This window comes from Kordia jejudonensis, assembly GCF_001005315.1.
Lineage (GTDB): Bacteria > Bacteroidota > Bacteroidia > Flavobacteriales > Flavobacteriaceae > Kordia > Kordia jejudonensis.
Map to the genome: position 1 here is coordinate 55,552 of NZ_LBMG01000025.1, position 23,832 is coordinate 79,383.

The 23,832-nt window shown below is 34.7% G+C and carries 23 protein-coding genes; 11 read left to right on the plus strand and 12 right to left on the minus strand.

The features are described 5' to 3' along the window. Positions 1–49 precede the first annotated feature (49 nt). On the minus strand, positions 50–2,185 hold the full coding sequence (locus AA089_RS23710) for a T9SS type A sorting domain-containing protein (RefSeq protein ID WP_053002394.1): 2,136 nt from the start codon (positions 2,183–2,185) through the stop codon (positions 50–52). Between the two features lie 138 nt (positions 2,186–2,323). On the opposite strand from AA089_RS23710, the gene AA089_RS13020 reads away from it, so the two are divergent. Next, positions 2,324–3,130, plus strand: coding sequence for a TrmH family RNA methyltransferase (locus tag AA089_RS13020; RefSeq protein ID WP_046757441.1), 807 nt, complete (start codon positions 2,324–2,326; stop codon positions 3,128–3,130). A gap of 2 nt (positions 3,131–3,132) precedes the next feature. Here the strand turns inward: AA089_RS13020 and AA089_RS13025 are convergent, their stop codons facing one another. After that, entirely contained in the window at positions 3,133–3,318 is a 186-nt protein-coding gene (locus tag AA089_RS13025; RefSeq protein ID WP_046757394.1) for a hypothetical protein, read from the minus strand. A gap of 170 nt (positions 3,319–3,488) precedes the next feature. Here AA089_RS13025 and AA089_RS13030 point away from each other — a divergent pair, with 170 nt between their 5' ends. Further along, entirely contained in the window at positions 3,489–5,702 is a 2,214-nt protein-coding gene (locus AA089_RS13030) for a RelA/SpoT family protein (protein WP_046757395.1), read from the plus strand. A gap of 102 nt (positions 5,703–5,804) precedes the next feature. Here the strand turns inward: AA089_RS13030 and AA089_RS13035 are convergent, their stop codons facing one another. Further along, positions 5,805–6,050 carry a class I lanthipeptide gene (locus AA089_RS13035; protein WP_046757396.1) on the minus strand — a complete coding sequence of 82 codons (246 nt, stop codon included), beginning with the start codon at positions 6,048–6,050 and terminating at the stop codon, positions 5,805–5,807. A 22-nt stretch (positions 6,051–6,072) separates the two neighbouring features. Further along, entirely contained in the window at positions 6,073–6,324 is a 252-nt protein-coding gene (locus AA089_RS13040; RefSeq protein ID WP_046757397.1) for a hypothetical protein, read from the minus strand. 275 nt (positions 6,325–6,599) lie between these two features. Between AA089_RS13040 and AA089_RS13045 the strand changes: the two genes are divergently transcribed. The 9 genes from AA089_RS13045 (at position 6,600) to AA089_RS24770 (ending at position 14,597) form a co-directional block, all read left to right on the plus strand. Beyond that, positions 6,600–7,049, plus strand: coding sequence for a Fur family transcriptional regulator (locus AA089_RS13045; protein ID WP_046757442.1), 450 nt, complete (start codon positions 6,600–6,602; stop codon positions 7,047–7,049). 33 nt (positions 7,050–7,082) lie between these two features. Further along, the gene (locus AA089_RS13050) at positions 7,083–8,354 is read left to right on the plus strand and encodes an adenylosuccinate synthase (protein ID WP_046757398.1); all 1,272 of its coding nucleotides are present in this window, start codon (positions 7,083–7,085) and stop codon (positions 8,352–8,354) included. A 133-nt stretch (positions 8,355–8,487) separates the two neighbouring features. Continuing rightward, the gene (locus tag AA089_RS13055; protein WP_046757399.1) at positions 8,488–8,745 is read left to right on the plus strand and encodes a hypothetical protein; all 258 of its coding nucleotides are present in this window, start codon (positions 8,488–8,490) and stop codon (positions 8,743–8,745) included. 3 nt (positions 8,746–8,748) lie between these two features. Further along, positions 8,749–10,614, plus strand: coding sequence for a DNA mismatch repair endonuclease MutL (gene mutL, locus AA089_RS13060; protein ID WP_046757400.1), 1,866 nt, complete (start codon positions 8,749–8,751; stop codon positions 10,612–10,614). 3 nt (positions 10,615–10,617) lie between these two features. Continuing rightward, entirely contained in the window at positions 10,618–11,385 is a 768-nt protein-coding gene (locus AA089_RS13065) for a rhomboid family intramembrane serine protease (protein WP_173427058.1), read from the plus strand. 2 nt (positions 11,386–11,387) lie between these two features. Next, positions 11,388–12,266: a rhomboid family intramembrane serine protease gene (locus AA089_RS13070; RefSeq protein ID WP_046757402.1), complete on the plus strand. Its 879-nt coding sequence runs from the start codon at positions 11,388–11,390 to the stop codon at positions 12,264–12,266. 3 nt (positions 12,267–12,269) lie between these two features. After that, positions 12,270–13,307 carry an endonuclease/exonuclease/phosphatase family protein gene (locus AA089_RS13075; RefSeq protein WP_046757403.1) on the plus strand — a complete coding sequence of 346 codons (1,038 nt, stop codon included), beginning with the start codon at positions 12,270–12,272 and terminating at the stop codon, positions 13,305–13,307. Positions 13,308–13,970: 663 nt separating this feature from the next. After that, entirely contained in the window at positions 13,971–14,186 is a 216-nt protein-coding gene (locus AA089_RS13080; RefSeq protein WP_046757404.1) for a hypothetical protein, read from the plus strand. Between the two features lie 237 nt (positions 14,187–14,423). Continuing rightward, the gene (locus AA089_RS24770) at positions 14,424–14,597 is read left to right on the plus strand and encodes a hypothetical protein (protein WP_156169003.1); all 174 of its coding nucleotides are present in this window, start codon (positions 14,424–14,426) and stop codon (positions 14,595–14,597) included. A gap of 367 nt (positions 14,598–14,964) precedes the next feature. Here the strand turns inward: AA089_RS24770 and AA089_RS13085 are convergent, their stop codons facing one another. The 8 genes from AA089_RS13085 to AA089_RS13120 form a co-directional block, all read right to left on the minus strand. Continuing rightward, positions 14,965–15,273 carry a DUF6122 family protein gene (locus AA089_RS13085; RefSeq protein WP_046757405.1) on the minus strand — a complete coding sequence of 103 codons (309 nt, stop codon included), beginning with the start codon at positions 15,271–15,273 and terminating at the stop codon, positions 14,965–14,967. Then, positions 15,273–15,893 carry a WbqC family protein gene (locus tag AA089_RS13090; RefSeq protein ID WP_046757406.1) on the minus strand — a complete coding sequence of 207 codons (621 nt, stop codon included), beginning with the start codon at positions 15,891–15,893 and terminating at the stop codon, positions 15,273–15,275. Before AA089_RS13090 ends, AA089_RS13085 begins: the two co-directional genes overlap by 1 nt. Before the next feature lie 200 nt (positions 15,894–16,093). Continuing rightward, positions 16,094–17,662, minus strand: a complete 1,569-nt coding sequence (lepB, locus tag AA089_RS13095) for a signal peptidase I (protein ID WP_046757407.1) — start codon at positions 17,660–17,662, stop codon at positions 16,094–16,096. A gap of 96 nt (positions 17,663–17,758) precedes the next feature. Then, positions 17,759–18,460, minus strand: a complete 702-nt coding sequence (dapB, locus tag AA089_RS13100; protein WP_046757408.1) for a 4-hydroxy-tetrahydrodipicolinate reductase — start codon at positions 18,458–18,460, stop codon at positions 17,759–17,761. A 32-nt stretch (positions 18,461–18,492) separates the two neighbouring features. After that, positions 18,493–19,107 (minus strand): DUF5683 domain-containing protein, encoded by a 615-nt coding sequence (locus tag AA089_RS13105; RefSeq protein ID WP_046757409.1) that lies wholly within the window; start codon positions 19,105–19,107, stop codon positions 18,493–18,495. Beyond that, positions 19,097–20,002, minus strand: coding sequence for a ParB/RepB/Spo0J family partition protein (locus tag AA089_RS13110; protein WP_046757410.1), 906 nt, complete (start codon positions 20,000–20,002; stop codon positions 19,097–19,099). The genes AA089_RS13105 and AA089_RS13110 overlap by 11 nt, the downstream gene beginning before the upstream one ends. Before the next feature lie 5 nt (positions 20,003–20,007). Continuing rightward, on the minus strand, positions 20,008–20,778 hold the full coding sequence (locus AA089_RS13115) for a ParA family protein (RefSeq protein WP_046757411.1): 771 nt from the start codon (positions 20,776–20,778) through the stop codon (positions 20,008–20,010). A 150-nt stretch (positions 20,779–20,928) separates the two neighbouring features. Beyond that, positions 20,929–23,781 carry a M16 family metallopeptidase gene (locus tag AA089_RS13120; protein ID WP_053002395.1) on the minus strand — a complete coding sequence of 951 codons (2,853 nt, stop codon included), beginning with the start codon at positions 23,779–23,781 and terminating at the stop codon, positions 20,929–20,931. Positions 23,782–23,832: the final 51 nt, after the last annotated feature.

Sequence of the window (23,832 nt, forward strand, 5' to 3'; positions counted from 1 at the left end):
TAACAGAATGATGTCGGTTATTGGATTTTTTTAGTTTGCAGGTTAGCGTTTACTCTACAATAAACTGTTTCGTAACAACTGTATTTTCTGTTGATTTTATGCGTAATACATAGAAACCTGATGCAAATTCACTAACATCCACTGTGATCGTGTCACTTTGTGAAGTCATTTTTTGTGCATGTACCAAACGTCCTTCAACACTATATATTTCTATATGTTGAATACGTACGCTTGCATTGGTTTCAATAGTAAATTTGTCTTTTACAGGATTTGGATACATGCGTATATTATTGGTTGTAAACTCCGTTACACTGAGGAAAACCGTATTGTCTAAATAATCAGGAATGTTATTATTGTTGGTATCGTCATCTTCAGGATTGTTGTTTCCGTTGTAATCTTCATCAACAGTCAATGTTCCATCGCCGTCATCATCATTGTCTCTGTGATTCGGAATTTGATCGTTATCAGTATCTAAGAAACCATTTTCTGGCAAACCTGTTGCAGTATTAACTAGTTCTAAATTCGTCAACACATAATCGCCGTCATCATCTTCATCAATAAAATCAGGAATTCCGTCACCGTCGGTATCATCGTTTCCTAAATTTCCATCTTGATTTACATCTTCATCTAGCGTAGCTACACCATCTAAATCATAATCTTCCGCACATGATATTCCTGCAAGTGTTACCGTTTTTATCGTCACTTCGTTGGTTGTCGTATTTATAATACTAGCATATATTTTTTGCGCATTCGTGATATTGGTATATAATTGAGGCAATGCATTTGTATTGTTAATTGCATCATTTTCAGAAGCGAAATACGATACGGTCCCAGTGACACCATCTAAAAGGTCAGGATTGATACTTTGCAAATCGAACTCCACAAATCCGTCTAAATCTGAATCACACAACACAGAAAATATATTTTCATAGTCGTTTGTCGGTCTAAAACGATGTCCTTCATCAAAAGCATCCCACATTCCAGTGTTTCTTCCTACGGGAGCATATCCTTCTGTTGCCGTGATATTTTGAATACCTAATATTCCAAAGCCACCATTCCAATCAATACAAGAAATCTTCTGTGCTATTTGCACATCTATAATATTAAAAGTTTCATATAAAATAATTTGTGAGGTAGAATGATCATCGCAAGAGCCTCCAAATTGATTGATATCGTCAAAGAAAACAACCATTTTTCGAAAAGGCGCTTCTCCTATCACTCCATAACCAAGTGCTCCTGATTCCGTATTCAGAAGATCGTGGTATACTCCAAAAATTGAATTTTCATATAAACTAGCATCTGGGATAAAATCAGTGCTATTGATCGCCCAAGCACAATATCCATTAGCATTTGTAAGATCAAAGGAAATTAATCCATTCGTTCCTATAGTAAATTGATTGTATGTATATTCAAAAAAGTCAAAATCAAAAGGTAAGTTGATTACATCTGTAAAAACATCGTCCAAGTTTCCTGTATTCGTTGCATTTATAGTATACAAATTAAATGGGATGGCTTCAACTTCATAAGAATCTACAGGTGGAGGATTGTTGCATGCAGCTGTTGAAGTAAATAATTCTAGTGTTGTGGTTTCATAGCAACCTGTTATAGGATTATTGCCAACTCTTGCGGCTCTTACGTAAAGTATTTGTGCAAACGGCGATATATTTCCATAGACAAGATTTACAGGCGAATTTCCTGTATCTGCATCTGCTTGCGTTTCATGAAAAGTAACAATTCTGTTGGTGTATGGACCACCTGTTATTTCATCTATTTTGGTAGCCAAATAAAACACTCCAAAGCCATCTACATTATCATCACATCCCATTAAAGGCGTTGGCTGATTGGCTGGCGTATTGATTGCGTAAATTATAAAATCTAACTGTGTTATTGTGCTATTCACAGTATTTTCAAGTCGTACATATATTGTATCAATTTGAGAACTTGAACAAAAGTTTGATGTATTTGCAATGGCATTTGTACCATTGTTTGCATTAGTGAAGCTTTCGTGAAATGTGACAACATGCTCCGTTGGATCTAATCCTGCCAGAATTTCTGGGAGTTTTGATGTTAAATCAACACAAACTGATCCGTCATTGTCGTCATCGCAAAGAACAATATCTGTTAGTTGGTATGCAAGAGAAGTATGAGCAATTAAAAGGAAGGTACATAGTAAAAATTTCTTCATAGTTTTCGGTTTTGATTGTGTAAGTTACTAATTACAGATGTAAAGATTGTCAAATAGTTGCGTCAAAATTGAATAAAAATTACAAACCGCTTTAAAAAACCGTCATTTTGTATCATATTGCTTTACTATATTTGCAACATGTACAAACAGATTTCCAGCACGCAAAATGCTACCGTAAAACATGTTCTTCAACTGCAAGAAAAATCAAGAATTCGCAAAAAAGAAGGAAAATGCATTTTAGAAGGTTTTCGCGAGTTAACGCTTGCGCTAGATGGAAATTACATCATAAACACCTTATTATTTTATCCTGAAATTTGTTCACACGAACGCGTGCAAGAGTTGTTAAAAAACACTACAAACGCGCCTGAATGTATAGAAATTTCAAAAGAAGTCTACCAAAAAATAGCCTATCGCGAAAGTACAGAAGGTGTTTTGGCAATTATGCAAACCAAAGCACATTCGTTAAAAAACATCACGTTTCACAACCAAAATCCCTTAATTTTAGTAGCGGAAGCTCCTGAAAAACCTGGCAATATTGGTGCATTGCTTCGTACAGCAGATGCCGCCAATGTAGATGCTGTTTTTATCGCCAATCCGAAAACCGATTTGTACAACCCTAATATTGTACGATCAAGTGTAGGATGCGTTTTTACTACACAAGTTGCTATGGGAAGTACAACAGAAATCATCTGTTTCTTGCAAGAAAACCAAATCGGCATTTATTGTGCGGCGTTGACTGCTTCTGAAAATTATCACACACAAAATTTCAAAAAAGCAACAGCCATTGTTGTTGGTACAGAAGCCACAGGATTGCGTGATGAATGGTTGCAAAATGCTACCCAAAATATCATCATTCCGATGCAAGGAAAAATAGATTCCATGAATGTTTCTGTAGCAGCCGCTGTTTTAATCTTTGAAGCCAAACGACAAAGAGATTTTAAATAATACTATTGCGGACAACTAAATAAAAGCAAACATCTGCCGCCTCCATTTGCAAATGGTACACAAACCCAACAATCTGGCGTTCCGCAATCTGAAGTTTGCGAACAAGGACCAAATCCACCTCCTGTAATTCCTCGTTGCTCGTTTTTACTTAAAATTTGAATTTCTGAAATGTTTAAAATCGTTTTCATGATGTATAATTTAAAGGTTCAATTATAATATAACAAATTCAAGCGTATTCACTGTAAAACAAACACATACGATTACTACGGGAATACATTACTATCGTAAGTTTCACTTATTTTTTTAAATTCATTCGACATACTTGTTTCTTCCATTTCTTTAGCTTAATTTTAATTCTATGGCAGAAATTGATATTGAAAAAGAAAATGCAGCGATAGCAAGGCAGTACAAAGAACTGTTGCGAATTAGCTATCAAATCCTTTCCGATGACGATAAAAAAATCATCCGAAAAGCTTTTGATGTAGCTGTTGATGCGCACAAAACTCAGCGAAGAAAAAGTGGCGAAGCATACATTTTTCATCCGATTGCTGTTGCCAAAATTGTAGCTTCTGAAATTGGACTAGACGCGACGTCTATTGTTGCAGCACTACTTCATGATGTCGTTGAAGATACCGAATATACGTTGGAAGATATTGAGCGTATGTTTGGCATTACGGTTGCTAAAATTGTAGATGGCTTGACCAAAATTTCACATCTTAAGAAAGACAAAGATGTGTCGATGCAAGCGGAAAATTTCCGTAAAATGCTGCTAACTATTCATGATGATGTGCGCGTAATCATCATAAAAATTGCCGATCGTTTGCACAATATGCAAACCATGGGTTCCATGCCTGCGCACAAACAAGTCAAAATTGCTTCTGAAACACTATACATTTATGCGCCGTTGGCACATCGTATTGGACTGTATAATATTAAAACAGAACTGGAAGATTTAGGCTTAAAATACACAGAACCAGAAGTTTTTAATGATATTCAAAATAAAATTGAAGAAAGCAAAGAAGAACAACAAGTATATATTGACAACTTTGCTGCCATTATAAAAAATTCGTTAGACAAAGAAGATTTTAAATATGATATCAAAGGCCGTTTTAAATCTATATTTTCTATTCGTAGAAAAATGGTCAAACAAGGCGTTACATTTGATGAAGTGTATGATAAGTTTGCCATCAGAATCATTTATGAAACGGCGATCCCTGAAAACGAAAAATTTATCGCTTGGAAAATATATTCCATCGTAACTGACCACTTTAGACCAAATCCGGTACGATTGCGCGATTGGATTTCCTCTCCAAAATCTACAGGTTACGAAGCTTTGCACATTACCGTTATGGGACCAAAAGGTCGTTGGGTTGAAGTGCAAATTCGATCGCATCGTATGCATGAAATTGCAGAAAAAGGCTATGCGGCACATTTTAAATACAAGCAAGGAGAACAAAAAGAGCAAGGTTTAGAACCGTGGTTGAATAAACTACAAGAAGCACTCGAAAATCAAGAAGCCAATGCGGTAGATTTTGTTGAGCAATTCAAATTGAATTTGTATGCGAAAGAAATATTCGTATTTACACCAACGGGCGATTTACGGTCGTTGCCAAAAGGAGCCACTCCACTCGATTTTGCATTTAGCATTCATACACAAGTAGGATATCATACACGTGGCGCCAAAGTAAACGGAAAATTAGTACCGCTGAGTCACGAACTAAAAAGCGGCGATCAGGTAGAAATTATTACGTCTGAGAAATCGAAACCAAATGCAAACTGGTTGGATTATGCCACAACTTCCCGCGCACGTTCTCGGATAAAATCTTCATTACGCGAGGAAAAGAAAAGTATTGCCGAAGATGGAAAAGAAATTTTACGCCGAAAACTAAAGCAGTTAAAAATCACACTTGATGAAAAATCAATCAATGAAATGGTCAATCATTTCAAATTGAAAACAAGTTTAGATCTTTTCTATCGTGTAGGAATTGGCACCATTGACAATCAAAAATTAAAAGAATTTGCATCACAACGAAGCAATAGTATCTTTAAATTCTTTAAAAATAAAATTCGTAGAGCGCCAAGCATTCCTACGGAAGAAATCAATCAACCAGAAGTTTCCAATCGCTACGATTTAATTGTTTTTGGGAAAGAAGAAGAAAAGCTCAATTACAAACTAGCCAACTGTTGCAACCCAATTCCTGGCGATGCTGTTTTTGGATTTGTAACGGTGAATGAAGGTATAAAAGTGCATAAAAAAGATTGTCCAAATGCTGTGAGTTTACAAGCAAACTATGCATACCGAATTATGACAGCAAAATGGATTGATTCTTCTCAGGAGGAATTTACCGCATTGCTCGAACTTACAGGAATTGATAATATGGGACTCGTAAATGATGTTACTAAAGTCATTTCCAATAATATGCACGTTAATATTAGAAACATCAGTTTTGAAACCAATGACGGCATATTTACAGGACGCATTACGGTAATTGTAAAAAACAACAATATTTTAAAACGCTTGATTACCAATCTTACAAAAATCAATGGAATTGAAAAAGTAACGCGTGCTTAAGATAAAATTTTAAAGTATCCACAAAAAAAGAAAGCTGCCTGTACGATATCATTAAAAATATCTAGGCAGCTTTCGAGTTACAATAACTAGTAGTAACTTAAATTATTCTGTAGTAGTGGCAGGTACAGGCGTCGATGTTGTAACACCAGTCATCGTACATTCTGTAGCATCTGTCGTTCTACAAATACGCGGATCTGTAACGTATTCTGTAAGAATCTTAACCGTTGTAATAATAACATATGTAGTAGTTCCGACAGAATCCGTACCACCTTGAATGTGTTGTTCTTGTAAATTGGAAATGACTTGTTTTCTTAATTTAAGATTGTTGCTAAAGTCTCTTTTTTTCATGATCTATTGGTTTTTTAAAGGTTTAATTTGAACAAGCTTCCGTATGACAAGCGTCCATACATGTTGGCGGAATAGTAGTAACTCTAGTGGTATCTATAGGACAAACATCTTCTGTATCGCCGCCTGTACAAATACGTTTATCTGTCCATTTAATGGTTGTAATTTGAATAGGATCAGACACTGCATCGGTTCCACCAAAAAGGGTGCGTTGCTGTAAATTGGAAATTACTTTCTTCCCTAAATTAAGTCTATGAGTGAAGTCTTTTTTTTTCATGATATATAAAATAGTTACGTTAAAATGCGTTCAAACCTACACCAAAAAGGCGTTCATCGCAATACTATTTATATCATATTCAGGAGAGTATATATTTCTGATAATCAAAAACATATTGAATAAATGTACACTTTTAAATATAAAAAAACAAAACTAATCTTATGAACAGTTGTTAAAATTGTGAAACATTTCACATGGTTTTACATTCCGATACGTTTTTGTATCCAAAAATTTCAAAAATAAGTGTAACTTTGTCACTTAAATCTTCAGCTAAGATGCAACAACAAACGGAGGAAAATAACCAAGATATTGTAAAAAACGTTTTTACAAAGTTTTTAGAAGATAACGGACATCGAAAAACTCCAGAACGCTTTGCCATACTTCAAGAAATATACGAAAGCGAAGAACACTTCGATATCGAGTCTTTGTACATTAAAATGAAAAATAAAAACTATAGAGTCAGCAGAGCAACACTGTACAACACTATAGAACTTTTATTGGAAAGCAACTTAGTTCGTAAACATCAGTTTGGACAAAACCAAGCGCACTATGAAAAATCATATTTTGATAAACAACACGATCATATCATCCTCACAGATTCAGGAGAAGTGATGGAATTTTGCGACCCGCGAATTCAAATTATCAAAAAAACCATCGAAGAAATATTTGACATTGACATACACAATCATTCACTCTATTTCTACGCTACCAAAAAAGACAAATAACAAACAACACACTAACTCAATTATACAACTACAATGGCAGTAGATTTACTACTCGGACTTCAATGGGGAGACGAAGGCAAAGGAAAAATTGTTGACGTTCTTACCGCCAACTACGATATTATTGCTCGTTTTCAAGGTGGACCAAACGCAGGACATACATTAGAATTTGACGGAATTAAACACGTACTCCGCACCATTCCTTCAGGAATTTTTCATGAAAATGCCACAAACGTTATCGGAAATGGCGTCGTGATCGATCCTGTAGTCTTTAAAAAAGAATTAGACGGTTTGGCACAGTTTAATATGGATATTAAAACCAAATTGATCATTTCTAGAAAAGCGCACCTTATTCTTCCAACACATCGCTTATTAGATGCAGCTTCGGAAGCATCCAAAGGAAAAGCTAAAATTGGTTCTACACTAAAAGGTATTGGACCCACATATATGGATAAAACGGGAAGAAACGGAATTCGCGTTGGAGACTTAGAATTAGATAATTGGAAAGAAAAATATCGTGCGCTGACAAACAAGCACGAAGCCATGATTAATTTCTACAACGTAGATGTTCAGTACGATTTAAAAGAAATGGAAGCTGAATTCTTTGAAGCGGTAGAAGTCTTGAAATCATTGCAATTCATTGATAGTGAAGAATATTTACACCAAGCACAAAAAGGTGGAAAAACTATTTTAGCCGAAGGTGCGCAAGGTTCGTTACTAGATATCGATTTCGGAACGTATCCGTTTGTAACTTCTTCTACCACAACAGCGGCTGGCGCATGTACAGGTTTAGGCGTTGCACCTAACAAGATAAAAGAAGTTTTCGGAATTTTCAAAGCCTATACGACTCGCGTAGGTTCAGGTCCGTTTCCAACAGAATTATTTGATGAAGTTGGTGCCGATATGGCGCGTATTGGACACGAATTTGGTGCCGTAACTGGAAGACCAAGACGTTGCGGATGGTTAGATTTAGTTGCCTTAAAATACACCGCACAAGTAAATGGTGTCACACAATTAATGATGATGAAAGGCGATGTACTTTCAGGGTTTAAAACGCTAAAAGTATGTACCGCATATAAATACAAAGGAGAAACAATTTCACATCTTCCATACAATATTGAACCTGAAAATATAGAGCCAATCTATACAGATTTCAAAGGATGGAAAGAAGATTTGACGAAAATGACAGATCCTTCACAATTTCCAAAAGAACTCAACGATTACATTGATTTCTTAGAAAAAGCACTCGAAATACCGATTAAAATTGTGTCTGTCGGACCCGATAGAACACAAACAATACACAGATAATCACGAAAAAAGCTTCCAAATGGGAGCTTTTTTTAATTTTCCTCAACATCATTTTAACAATTTTTATAGCTTTAGGAATGGTTTTTGTTTACTTTTTAGGTAACTTTGATATAAACTTAAAATAGCAATTATTATGTTAGGTGGCTTCTTTAAATCTCGAAAAAATAGAACATTCAATTACATACCTCAATATTACGAACGTGAGGCAGAACGTCAATTACCTGAAAATAATTTTGCTAAGTATAGAAAAGCTTGGGAAGAGGCAGGAAAAGCAAGTAGAACTAAAAAAAATGCAGAAGTATCTATACGTTTAGTGATCATATTTGCAGTACTCGTTTTTATCGCCCTCTATTTTCTTGATTTCGACCTATCAATTTTTACTAGAAAATAATACATGGCAGACATAATAAGGCTTTTACCCGATCATGTTGCAAACCAAATTGCCGCAGGAGAAGTAGTACAGCGCCCTGCATCAGTGGTAAAAGAACTACTTGAAAACGCGATTGATGCAAAAGCTTCAGAACTAAAACTTATTGTAAAAGAAGCTGGAAAAACTCTTATACATGTGATTGACAATGGCTTTGGAATGAGCGAAACAGATGCGCGACTTTCCTTTGAACGTCATGCAACATCCAAAATTCAAGCCGCAGAAGATTTATTCAATTTAAGCACGAAAGGATTCCGTGGGGAAGCTTTGGCGTCTATTGCCGCAATTGCCCATGTAGAATTACAAACAAAAAAAGCAGCTGCCGAACTTGGCACACGCATCAAAATTGAAGGAAGTACTGTCGTAACGCAAGAAGTAGTAACAACACCAACAGGAACTTCCATCGCAGTAAAAAATCTGTTTTATAACATTCCCGCACGACGAAACTTTTTAAAGTCAGACACAGTAGAACTACGTCACATTATTGATGAGTTTCAACGTGTGGCTTTAGCTCATCCAGATATTTCATTTGTGTTGTATCATAATGGAAATGAACTCTTTAATCTTCCGAAAAGTAATGTACGACAACGGATCGTTAATATTTTAGGAGGAAAAACCAATGAAAAGTTGGTTCCTGTTGAAGAAGATACAGACATTGTAAAAATTAGTGGTTTTGTCGGAAAGCCAGAATTTGCAAAGAAGAGCAGAAACGAACAATTTTTCTTTGTCAACAACCGATTTATCAAAAGTCCGTACTTACATCACGCCATTAACGCAGCGTTTGAAGGGTTACTGAAAGAAAAGATGCAACCGAGTTATTTTATCTACTTAGAAGTAAATCCTGAAACGATTGATATCAACATTCATCCTACAAAAACAGAAATAAAATTTGACGATGAACATTCGTTGTACGCCATGTTGCGCGCAACGGTAAAACATAGTTTGGGGCAATTTAATATTGCGCCTGTGCTCGATTTTGAACGTGATGCAAATTTAGACACACCATACAATTACAAAAACAAACAAGCGGCTGTTCCAAATATTCAAGTCGATCGTAGTTTTAATCCGTTCGCAGACGAAAAGAAAAGTACAGGAAATACTGCAACTGCACCACGATATACGAACTTTAAAAAAGAATCTACAGAAGGTTGGGAAAGTTTGTATGTTGGTTTAGAATCTTCTAAAAATGATACAACTCGATATTCTGGAGAACATATCGAATTTGAATCGGAAGAAGTAACGAGTTCACTGTTTACAAATGATGAACCAAGAGAAACCTTAACGTATCAATTACACAGAAAATACATTGTAAGTTCTATAAAATCAGGCATTGTAATTATAGATCAACACCGAGCACATCAACGTGTATTGTATGAGCAATTATTAAAAAATATAACCGTAAGCGAAGCCGTAAGTCAACAATTGTTATTTCCCGTGACGTTTACGTTTTCAACGAGTGAAATTGCATTGCTAAAAGAAGTCAAAGAAAGTTTAGAAAACATTGGCTTTATGTTTAGTGCGATCACAGATGAAACGATTGAACTTTCTGGAATTCCATCAAATATTTCGGAAAGTGAGTTGCAAATTATCATTGAGCAAATGCTAAACGATTTTCAGGGAGAAATTCCAGATACAGGATTCAGTCAAACAGATGTTTTGGTAAAATCATTGGCAAAAAGCATGGCAATTCGCACCGGAAAAAAATTAGAAATAGCAGAACAAGAAGCATTGGTAAATAATCTTTTTGCGTGCAAAGAACCTATGATTTCACCTTTTCAACGAACCATTTTCATCACTCTTAGCGTAGATGATTTAGACAAAAAATTTATATAAGTTATGATGCGAATTACGGAAACGGTAAAACATTTAATTATCATCAATGTTATATTTTGGATCGCTACATTAGCGTTAGCCGAAAGAAATATTGACTTGGTTTCACTTTTTGCGCTGTATTTTCCAGAAAATCCGACCTTTAAATTTTGGCAGCCTGTAAGTAGCATGTTTATGCATTCGGTTTCGAGTCCAATGCACATTCTTTTCAATATGATTGGTTTGTGGATGTTTGGTTCGGCGCTAGAAATGCGTTGGGGAAAAGTAAAATTCCTATGTTTTTACATGATTACAGGCGTTGGCGCAGCTTTAGTTCATACATTGGTAAATTATTACGGTTTGTACAGCAACATGAATATTTTAGTAGAAGCTGGATTTAGTCAAACAGAAATTTTAGATTTGCTTAAAGAAGGCATGTACAATCCCAATTGGAAAAATGTACTTACCGATGCGCAATTTAATACTATGGTAGAATCCTTTTTAGTTCCCGCTTTAGGAGCTTCAGGAGCGTTGTATGGTGTGTTGGTTGCCTTTGGTATGTTGTATCCAAATATGGAACTAATGATGCTTTTTATACCTATTCCGATAAAAGCAAAATACTTTATTCCAGGATTGTTAGTATATGACTTTATTTCAGGAATTGCAGGAAGTACAGGACTATTTGGCGGTGGAAATATTGCCCATTTTGCTCACTTAGGAGGCGCATTGTTTGGCTTCTTATTGATGTGGTATTGGAACAAAACACAATTTAATCAAAATCGTTGGGATAGATAACTATGGGATTATTGGATGATATAAAATATAGATATGCACGACTCGGATTTATCGGAAAGTTGATTGCGATTAACGTGACGATATTTTTAAGTTTGTATATACTTGAATACTTATTTAAGAGTAATTTAATTTCACGATGGTTGTATCTTCCAAAGACATTTGGCGATTTCTTTTTGCAACCTTGGTCTATTCTGAGCTATTCATTTTTGCATGGCAATTTGCTACATTTAGCGTTTAACATGATTGCGCTGTACTATATTGGACGTTTATTTTTATCCGTTTACAACACCAAACGTTTCCTAAATGTCTACTTTTTAGGTGCTATTGTTGGTGGTTGTTTTTTCCTGTTGAGTTATAACATTTTTCCAGCGTTTATAGAACGTACGCCGCCTTTGGTTGGAGCTTCTGCCGCAATTATGGCAATCTTAATTTTTATTGCTACGATTCGTGCCAATATGATGATTCAAGTTTTTACATTCCGATTAGAATTATGGAAACTCGGAGCATTTTTTGTCATTTTAGATTTGATCAGAATTCCGATGAATGATGGCGCCAATGCAGGTGGATTCATTTCGCATTTGGGCGGTGCATTGTTGGGATATATATATGCTAAGCGACTGCAAAAAGGAAGCGATATTGGTAGCGGATTTGAAAAAATTATGGACATGTTCGTGAGTTATTTTACACCAAAAAAGAAATCTCCGCTAAAAACGGTATACAAAAACAAGCAAAAAAGCCGTTCTACACAAACGTCTGTTTCATCGCCAACCGAAAAACAACGTAAAATTGATGGAATTTTAGACAAAATTAGCAAGTCGGGTTACGAAAGTCTGACCAAAGAAGAAAAAGATTTTCTGTTCAAAGCAGGAAAGGAAAATTAATATATGGCTGAGCAGCAAAAAAAATTAGGTTTTTTTGGTAGAATTGTCTTCTTCTTCAATTCGGTATTCGCCGCATTACTCCTACTTTCGTATATTTTACCTTATGCTGTTCCTAAAAGTTTTCCAATTCTTTCAGTACTGAGTTTGTTAGTGCCTGTATTTATCATTATCAATTTTATCTTTTTGATTTATTGGATTTTGAATGTGCGAAAACAATTTCTCCTTTCACTTTTCGTGTTGGTTATTGGCTATTCGCATGTGACTTCTTTATATAAATTTTCAGGAAATACAACAGAAGCTGCGGAACATTCAATCTCTGTAATGAGTTATAATGTACGCTTGTTTAATATTTACGATTGGATAAAAGAGGCGCATGTAGACGATAAAATTGTAGATTTGGTTCAAACGGAATCGCCTGATGTTATTGCGTTTCAAGAATTTCACAAGAAACAAGAAGCCGATTTTACAGCGTATCCGTACAAACATGTTTCATTAAAAGGAAAAAATAAAAATACGGGACAAGCTATTTTCTCAAAAATTCCAATCATACATAAAGGTTCTTTGCAGTTTCCAAATACGCCAAACAATGCAATTTATATTGATATTGTACTGCAACAAGATACTGTTCGCGTGTACAACTTACATTTGGAATCGTTACGTATCAATCCGAAAGAAGAAGAGTTTTCACAAGAAAATTCAGAACGTTTGCTGAAACGTATGGCTAATACTTTTAAAATGCAGCAATCGCAGGCGGAATTATTTGAGTTGAATCGGAAAAACTGTCCGTACAAGAAAATTATTTTAGGCGATTTTAACAATACACAATTCTCAAACGTATATAAAACCATCAAAGGAACTATGAAAGATGCTTTTGTAGAAGCTGGAAGCGGTTTTGGAAAAACATTGGATTATCCTTTCTTTCCAATGCGAATTGATTTCATTTTGACTGATGAAAATTTTACCATTCATAAATTTCAAACCTTCTCACAACACTATTCTGATCACTTTCCTATAAAAAGTGTCATTTCTTTAAGTGAATAACGTGAGTTAGATATAAGTTTATTATAGTAAAATTTCTAACTCATATTTAGAAATATCAATAAACACTTGATTTTCATTTAATTATTTACTATTTAGCTCATATGTTTTCTATTTTATTAAATAAGAATTCGTGAATCTTCGATGTCTTTGCTCGCACAAAGAAAAGTAACAAAAGAAAGTGCGCTTTTAGCTCATGTCATTTATATTTTAAATTATGGTATTCATGAATGTAAACATTTCCAGAGGTATTTTTAGTTTTTCTTTTTGGAAAAAAACTAAAACCGCATAGATTTTTCTAAATTTTCTCCAAGGATTCGAAAATTTTTAACGAAAAATCTCTGCTATACTGCGGAAAAGTTAAAAAATACTCTTGACTTTTATATCGAACTGACGTTAAATAACTTTTTATGGATTTGTCAATTCATTCTGCTTTTTATTCAAAAAAAAGATACGCTATTTACTAATTATAAACGCTAGTAACGTTTTATCGGATTTTACTAGTTCTTACTTTTATACTGTACAACGTAGCATTCCAAACACGTAATTAAGCACTTATTTTTCTTACAACGTTTGTAAAATCAGGCAAGTAATCTTTTATCGGATTTCACTTTGTGCCTATTTCTTTTTCATTCTTTTGACTCATAAACAATTAAAACCACTGTTATGAAAAAGAAAAAAACTACATTATTACCGCTAAACAAAAAGTCTATTTCAAAACTTCAAAACACTGCTATTTCAGGTGGAAATGCTGAAAATTTCGGGTATTTAACAAGTATAGGCTATTGTAAAACAAGATGCTGCTCATCTAAATACTATCAAGATTGTACTGTTACGTACGAAGCGTGCATTACAGAACCAAGATTTTGTGGCATGTTTTAAGAAATAAGACTACGTACAAAGTAATATGCCCGATAAATCGGACTGGATTCAATTTTCTATACTGATTGAAAATAAGCATCGTACCTAGAAAGGTAGACAAAATCATGTACAATGTATATCTGCACTAATTTTCTTGTTACCCTATACATTTTCTCTTAAGTAATCATTTATCGGGGTTTACTTACTGTTTGCTATTATTTCATTCTTTCGTTGTATAAACAATTAAATAATCACATTATGAAAAAGAAAGCTACATTACTAGCACTAAACAAAAAATCAATTTCGAAGTTTCAAAATGAAGCTGCTTTAGGAGGCGCTTATTACACAAACGAATTGGTTACGAGCTTCCGCTATTGTAAATCAAAATGTTGCACTCAGGGCAACACGTGTTGCGGAAGTACTTATCATTAATCGTTAATACCAATTAAATTATAAAATTGGTATAATTTAAATTTGTGTAACATACTATCGATCAAATCTTTTAAAGGTTTGATCGATATTTTTTTTGTTTGTGAGATTCTGAATCAAGTTCAGAATGACGTAAATAGTACCAAATAAAAGTCTAAATTCTAACAGCGTAAGCGGTCTAACATCTAACAGCGTAGCTATCTCCATTTTTCTACTAAAATATGAATCAAGTTCAGAATGGTGTAATTAATACCTAACAAAAGTCTAACATCTAACAGCGTCAGCGATCTAACATCTAACAGCGTCAGCGATCTAACATCTAACAGCGCCAGCGATCTAACATCTAACAGCGTAGCGATCTATTTTCAATCTACATCATCCAACAATCTACCGTATCTGCTAAAATGTGAAGTAACAAACCTATGCCTAAAACACGTGTTTTGTTGAAAAATAAAAATCCTACATACACAGCCATAGCATAATAGGTATGCAATGGATGAAAGTTGATACTACAACGATTTGGATCAAATATTGGAGTTACCAACAAATGATCAAGATCAATAAGCATGACTAATACAAATATAAAATACGTAGTTTTCCATTGCTTACGGTAGATAAATAACGCAATGAGTAACGGGAAAATAAAATGCAATCCGTAATGTACAATCGTCCGAAGCATTATAAAATGGTTTGTTGCTCTAAATAGCTAAGTGCGTTGGTGCCTTCATTGAAGAGTAAGTCTAAAATGCTCAAATTTGGAATGTAACCATGTTTGTCTTCAAATACTTGGGTATATGTTTCAAAACCAAAATCAGGTTCTTTTTTTACATCAACTAATTTTCTATGATCTTTCATTTGTACAATATTCCGAAGATATGCATCGGTTTTAGACGTTTTAACAGCTAACTGCAAACAATCGTTGATCAATTGAAAGCTTTCCAAATTTACATCCATTAAAAACTCATAACGCTTTTCGAATAATGAGCGCAATTCATCTTCGTAATATTCAAAAAAGGGAGAGGTTCTGTATGCCGATTCTAACGATTTCCAATGCAAACGTTGCCAAGCTGTTTCATTTGCAATTCTGATATCTTTATACTTTTGATTCTTGTCTTTTTTAGAATGTCGCACCGGAACATTCAACATTAGTTTTCCGTTTGCGCCATATATATATGTACGATTTCGGTAGGTTTGTTTCTGAAAATTGTCTTCCATTTCAAATACAATCGCTTCCGCTTTCGCAAAAACTACATAATGCGAAATACTTGGGAAATATGTTGGATGGAGAATGGTTTTCAATTTTTGAATTATGAATTATGAATTATGAATTATGAATTATGAATTATGAATTATGAATTATGAATTATGAATTATGAATTATGAATTATGAATTATGAAGATTCTTTTTCAGTAATAAAGTATCAAATGAACTATATTAACAAATCGTCAAATTATCAAATTAACACATTGCTACATTGCTATATTTTCACATTAAATATTTATTTAGCTGCTGCTTTCTTTTTCTTTCTAAAGTGATTGAACACAAACCAACCAGCTAATAAGATTAAGAAATATTTAAAGTATGAAACGGGCGCGCCTTCTCCACTAACAGTTGTAAATAGTCGATTCCAACGTATTTTGTTAAGTCCAGTAGCTTTTGTATCCCAACTAAACCAAACGAATACTGGCTTTCCTAAAACGTGATCAAACGGTACAAATCCCCAACTTCTAGAATCTTGCGAATTTCCTCTGTTGTCTCCCATCATCCAGTAATAATCTTGATTGAAGGTATATGAAGTTACCACTTTTCCGTCAATTAAAATTTGATCGCCTTCTACTTTCAGATTTTGTCCTTCGTATTCAGAAATCGCGCGTTTGTATAATGGTAAGTTTTCCTTTGTTAAGTTAACTGTAGTACCTTTTGCAGGAATGTTTAGTGGACCAAAGTTGTAATTATTCCACTCATAATTTTTAGCATGAGGAAATACAGATACATCTCTCAAATCTTTTGGTTCAAGATATTTTTCGACAGTCCTTACATTTGGATGATTTTTAAGTTCTTCCGCAGTGGTTTCCGTTAAACCAAAGAATATATATACATTTGGATTATCAGAAGACGGTCCAAATGCATCTGTAATATCATAACGATCGTGTAGATATTGCGCATTAAAACCTTGTCCCTTTGTACGTACAATATATTTAAACTGCAACTTGGCTCTATCTGGCAAATCGTTTTGAATTCCGTTTGTATACACAAATCCATCACGCACTTCTAACTTATCGCCTGGTAAACCTACACAACGTTTTACATAGTTCGATCGTTTGTCTAACGGTTTGTATAATGTTGGACTATTTGCATCATCTATAACACTTAACGTATCCGCCGGCCAGTTGAATACCACGATATCATTTCGCTCAATCGCTTCAAATCCTGGGAATCTAAAGTATGGCAATTGTGGTTTAGACATGTATGATTTTAATCCTATAAATGGAATGGCATCGTGTACCATTGGCGCGGCAACAGCTGTCATTGGCGTTCTTGCTCCGTAATGTATTTTACTCACAAATAAGAAATCGCCCACTAATAAGGTTTTTTCTAAAGATGAAGATGGAATTACAAATGGTTGCATCACATACGTATGTACTAATGTTGCTGCAACAACTGCAAAAAGTATAGAGGCAATCCACTCGCCTGCTGAAGTTCTTGGCTTTAAGCTTCTATCTTCTACATATTCCACATCTAACATGTAGTTTACATAATAAATATAAAAACCTAAAGTGACGACAACTGCAATAGTTTCATAACGTTCTGTACGTCCGAAACTACGAATTGTTTCTACCCAAAGTACTGGAAATACAATCAAGTTAATGATCGGAATGAATAACAAAATTACCCAATACCATTCTTTTGGTCTGTTGATAATTTGCATCAATACATACGCGTTGTATATTGGAACTGCTGCTTCCCAAGCTTTTCTTCCTGCTTTAATGTAGAGCTTCCACGTTCCTAAGAAATGAACAACTTGAACGAATAAGAAAAATAGTAATAATGCTTGCGTAAAGGTCATTTGTTGTATTTTTTGTAATTCAGTAGTGCATAAATACTGAATCTTGTTGGTTATTCACAAATATATACTGTGAAAATTAATCTATTTTTATGTTTATTAAATGTTTAACACGTCTTTCATTGTGTAAACACCTTCTTTATGTTGAATCCATTCTGCTGCTACAACTGCACCCAAAGCAAATCCTTGACGATTGTGCGCTTCGTGCTGAATAGCAATCGTATCAATGGAAGAACTATAGGTAATTTGATGTGTTCCAGGTACTTCAGGAATTCGTTTTGCTACGATTGGAATTTCAGTTTCCTTTGTCGTTTCTGCAAGTTTCCAATCGGTATAGTGTGTATTTTGAATGATTCCTTCTGCCAATGTAATTGCCGTACCACTTGGTGCATCAAGCTTTTTGGTATGATGAATTTCTTCAATATTCACCTTATAATCTTCCAATTGCGACATCATTTTTGCCAAGTAGGCATTCATCTCAAAGAAAATATTGACACCTAAACTAAAATTTGATGCATATATGAATGCTCCTTTTTCAGTTTTACACAGCGAAACAATTTCTTCATAACGATCTAACCAACCTGTCGTTCCTGAAATGACAGGAATTTGATGTAAAATACAATGTGATATATTTTGAAAAGCCGCAGATGGAATGCTAAAATCTATGGCAACATCTACCGTAGTGAAGTCATAGTTTTCAATGTCTTTCGCTATTTTATGAATGATTGTATGTCCACGCTGTAGTGCGATTTTTTCAATCTCCTTCCCCATTCTACCATAACCGAGCAATGCAATATTCATAAGTATACTTTTTTGAATCTACGTGAAGTGCGCTAAAATTTGAAATTTAATGTCAAACCTAAATTTCGATTGAAATCAATTTCATTTTGATCAATGTGTGGACGAAACGATAAATCGTCACTTACGTTAAATTGTAATAAATGCGCGTCAACATTGGCATCTACAATATTTAACACATACGCAACAACCGTGAGTAATAGTGATAAATCTCTGTTTCGTTGGTAAAATTCTTGTGCGTCAATCAGCGCGTTTTCATCTGGCACCAACAAGCTAAATTCATCTTTCACACCAGCCAAACGCTGTTTATACGCCGTTCGATAGCGATTGTATTGCTTGTTATTGCTGATGTAGAAATAAATTCCTGTTCCCATCGCTGCATATACAATAGGAATTTTCCAATACTTTTTATTGTAAGCTTGTCCTAACCCTGGCAAAATTGCCGAATAGAATGCTGCTCTTGAAGGTGACAACGGATCGATGCCTTTTTTTTCCTCCACAACGGTTGCATTTTCAATTTTTAAAGGCGCTTCTTCTGCTGTATTTGTTTTTTCCTCTGTTTTTTCAGGTTTCTTCTCTTCTTCTGTTTGCGACCATGTATTGGTTACAAAACATAAGCAACAGAGTAATATGATGATTTTATTTCCCACTTTTCAGTAATTTTTTGATTCGTGCAAAATCTTGTTCGGAATGAAATGGAATGGTTATTTTTCCTTTTCCATTAGCGCTTAGTTTGACATCTACATTGTGTCCAAAATATTCTGAGAAATCGCGAATTCCTTTTTTGATATATTTTGGAACATCCGAAGTTTCTTTTTTTGGCGCTTCAATGGTATGCTCTTTTTTATAATTTTTCACCAATTCTTCTGTTTCACGAACAGATAATGATTTGGTCAAAATCATCTCATAGATTTCTAATTGATCGTTTGTATTTTCAACATTTACCAACGTACGTCCGTGTCCCATACTTAAAAAACCATCACGCATGCCTGTTTGTACAATAGGATCGAGTTTTAGTAAACGTAAATAGTTTGCAATGGTAGAACGTTTTTTTCCAACACGCTGACTCATTTCTTCTTGTGTTAGGCTAATTTCGTCAATTAAACGTTGGTATGATAATGCAATTTCTATTGGATCTAGGTCAGAACGTTGAATGTTTTCTACCAATGCCATTTCCAACGATTCTTGATCGTTTGCAATTCGCACGTAGGCAGGAATTGTTTCTAAACCTATTAATTTGGAAGCTCTGTAACGGCGCTCTCCAGAAACCAATTGGTATTTTTCAAATCCTAGTTTACGAACCGTTATAGGCTGAATAACGCCTAATTCTTTGATAGAAGAAGCCAATTCGCGCAATGTTTCTTCATTGAAATTGGTTCGTGGTTGAAACGGATTTACTTCAATCGTATCAATTACTAATTCTACTATATTTCCAACGACTTTGTCAGCATTTTTATCCGAAACTGATGAAATATCATTTTCAGGATCTTTTAGTAATGCGGACAATCCTCTTCCTAGAGCTTGTTTTTTTGTTGCCTTCGCCATAAATCTTATTTCCCACTATTTTTTTTAATCACTTCGTGTGCTAAACTTAAATAATTGCTTGCACCTTTGCTTCCTGCGTCATAGTTAATGATACTTTCGCCATAACTTGGTGCTTCGCTCAATCGTACATTTCGTTGAATGATGGTTGAAAAAACCATATCATTGAAATGTTTTTGTACTTCTTCTACCACTTGATTTGATAAGCGTAAGCGCGAATCGTACATGGTCAGTAATAATCCTTCAATATCTAATGCAGGATTGTGTATTTTTTGAACACTTTTTATAGTGTTTAATAGTTTTCCTAAACCTTCTAACGCGAAATATTCACATTGTATCGGAATCATCACTGCATCAGCGGCTGTCAATGCGTTTAATGTTAGCAATCCTAACGACGGCGCACAATCTATCAAAATATAATCGTATTGATCTTTGATGGGTTTGAGTGCTTTTCGCAACATATATTCACGTTGATCTTTGTCGACCAATTCTATTTCAATGGCTACCAAATCGATATGTGCTGGAATGATGCTCAAATTTGGTGAACTTGTTTCTACAACTACATCGGCTGCGTTTGCGGTATGCTCTAATACTTGGTAGGTTCCTTTTTCTACAGCTTCCACGTCAATTCCTAAACCAGAAGTTGCGTTTGCCTGCGGATCAGCATCAATCAATAAAACTTTCTTTTCCAGAACGCCTAAAGATGCTGCTAAATTTACAGATGTTGTAGTTTTTCCTACGCCACCTTTTTGATTTGCTATAGCAATTATTTTGCCCATGTTTTGTTTGAGGATTTTAAGCGATAAAAATACAATTATTATTGAGTTAATGAAATGAAAATTATTAACAAACATGATAATGTTTCGTTAAAACGAAGCATAAAAAAACCGCTTAGAAATTTCCAAGCGGTTTTCATGGTTTATAGACTTCTATTTCTCAGGATTATGAATTCCTAAAATATAATCGCCATTTGCGTATTTTTTAGCTACTTTTTGAATGTCAGCTGCCGTAATTTCATTGACAGATGCTTCAAATTTTAAAATTCTGTTTACATCTCTGTTCATGTAATCGGAGTTGGATAAGTAACGTAACCAAAAGTTGTTCTTTTTTATATCTTCTTTGTTTTCCAACAAGTTCGATTCTTTTACTTTGTTTACATCTTTTTCGGTAGGTCCATTGTCAATAATCGCTTGCAATTCTGCCAATGCCGCAGTTGTTAATTTGTCAACATTTTCAGGTCCACATGGAAACGAAATTCGCAAACTGTACCAACCATACGGATACGAACGCATGCTTCCATTAGCGCCTGCACCATAAACGCCACCTTCTTGTTCGCGTAATTTTTCAATGAGTTTAATGCTTAGAATTTCTCCTAAAAATTGCATGGCTCTTGCTTCTTTCCCATCATAGGTAGTTTCTCCATTGAATACAATTTGCACCGAACTTTTTGGATCTTCTCCTTTTTCGATTACTTTTTTATGTTTTCCAGTTAATGGTCGGAATGAAGATAGTTTTGGTTGCTCGTTTGAGTTTTTCCCTGGTAAACTTGCCAAATATTTAGTTGCAAATGCTTCTAATTTTTCCTCGTCAACATTCCCCACAAAGTAAAAATTGAAATCGCCCGCATCAGCAAAACGTTCTTGGTATTTTTCATATGCTAAATCGTAATCGCTTGCATCCATCATTTCAGGTGTTGGAAAACCTTGATATCTTGGATTTTTGCCATTCATAAATTCTCCCATTTTAAACTGAAAGTAAAATTGTGGACTTTTCATGATGTTGGTTAAGAATCCTTTTTGTTTTGAAACATACGAATTGTACGCCTTTTCGTCTTTGTTCAATTTTGTAAAGTATAAATGTGTCATTTGAAATAGTTCTTCCAAATCTTTTGGAGTAGCACTTCCGTTAAATCCTTCTCGATACGAACCAATATAAGGAGTTACACGTGCAATTTTTCCTGACATCATTTTTTGAATGTCTACTTTTGAAAATCCATTGACACCAGCTTGCGCTAATCCTTGATTTGCAAAACCAATGGCTTTAAATTCTTCATCAGAATATAATGACGAACCGCCAAAACTGAAAGCTGAAAATAATACTTCATCATTTTTGAAGTCTGTTTTCTTGTACGTGATTTTTGCGCCGTTACTTAGCGTTAAAGTCGTTACACCAATTTCATCATTCGTTGTTCTGCTTACAATTGTTCCTGCTGGCGGAAGATTTGAGATTAAAGAACTTGCAACTTCAGTGTCTTCATAAGGCTTTATTTCTTTAGATTTTACGTTGTTCACTACAGCTAAAACTTCCGCTTCTGTGATTTTTGGCGTGTCTTCTTTTTCAGGACCTGTCAACACGATTACTCTATTGGTATCGCGTAAATATTCGTTGATGAGTGTATTGACTTCTTCCAATTGTATTTTTGGCAATTCTTCTTTATAGAAATTATACGACCATTCTACACCTGGAATTGGACTTCCTGACAAGAAGTTTCGTATGTATTGTCCAGCATATCTGCTTGATTCTACCTTTGTTCTATCTTTATATGCTTTTTCAAGTCGTGCAATGACACTTTTTTTAGCACGTTCAAATTCTCCTTTTCCAAAACCATATTTACGAACACGTTCATTTTCTTCTAATAAGGTAGATAAAGCTGTCAATTGTCCATCTGCCGCAGACATTGCCATCGATTGATATGCTTCTTTGGTACGCGCCCATGTTCCGCCATGAAAGCTTGAACCAAATACAAATGGTGGATTTTCGGCTTCTGCCAATTCGCCCAAACGATTGTTGATCATTTGAGAAAATAATCCTTTGATTACTTGATTTCTGTAATCATCTGTAGTTTTCATTTTTTTTGAAGTTCCCAAATCTTTAAACATCACTTGTACTTGCGTAAATGACGCTTCTTTGTCGGTTTCAATGGCAACAAACGTTTCATCATGGTTTTTTACATCATGTGTCACTCTTTCTCTTGGATTTTCAGCTGCTGGAATCTTGCCAAAGTGCGATTTTATTTTTTCTTCTAACACAGCAACATCAACATCACCAATAGCAATAACTGCCATTAAATCTGGACGATACCAATCGTTGTAAAATCTGCGTAAGCTTTCGTATGTAAAGTTTTCTAAGTTTTCTTTTGTTCCAATTGGCAAGCGTTCAGCATATTTAGAACCGTACATTATTTTAGGCAAGTATTTTTGAAGCATGCGTTCGTTAGCTCCTTTTCCTAAACGATATTCTTCTAAAACGACACCTCTTTCATTGTCAATTTCTTCTTCGGTTAGTAAAGCATTGTGCGCCCAATCTTCAATAATTTGAAATCCTTTTTCAAGTTTTTCTGGATCATCACTTGGAATTGGTAAAATGTACACCGTTTCATCAAAACTGGTATACGCGTTTAAATGTGCGCCAAATTTTACTCCAATACTTTGTAGGTAATCTACAAGTTCGTTCTTTTTAAAATTTTTCGTTCCGTTGAAGTTCATATGCTCCATAAAATGCGCCAATCCTAGTTGATCGTTATCTTCTAAAATAGAACCTGCATTGACTACCAAACGTAATTCAACTTTGTTTTCAGGTTTTCCGTTATTTCGGATGTAATACGTTAATCCATTTGAAAGTTTTCCAATTTTCACATTAGGATCGGTTGGAATCTCATTTCCATCTACCGTAGTGATTTTACTATCGTTCTGAATACTTTGTTTTGATTGCGCAGTTGCTTGATACGAACTGCCTAGACTCACGATAAAAGCGAGTCCAAAGAGAAGAATGTATTTTTTCATAATTTTGGTTTTGATTACTTCATATGTTTGAAAACAACCTATAATGTTACA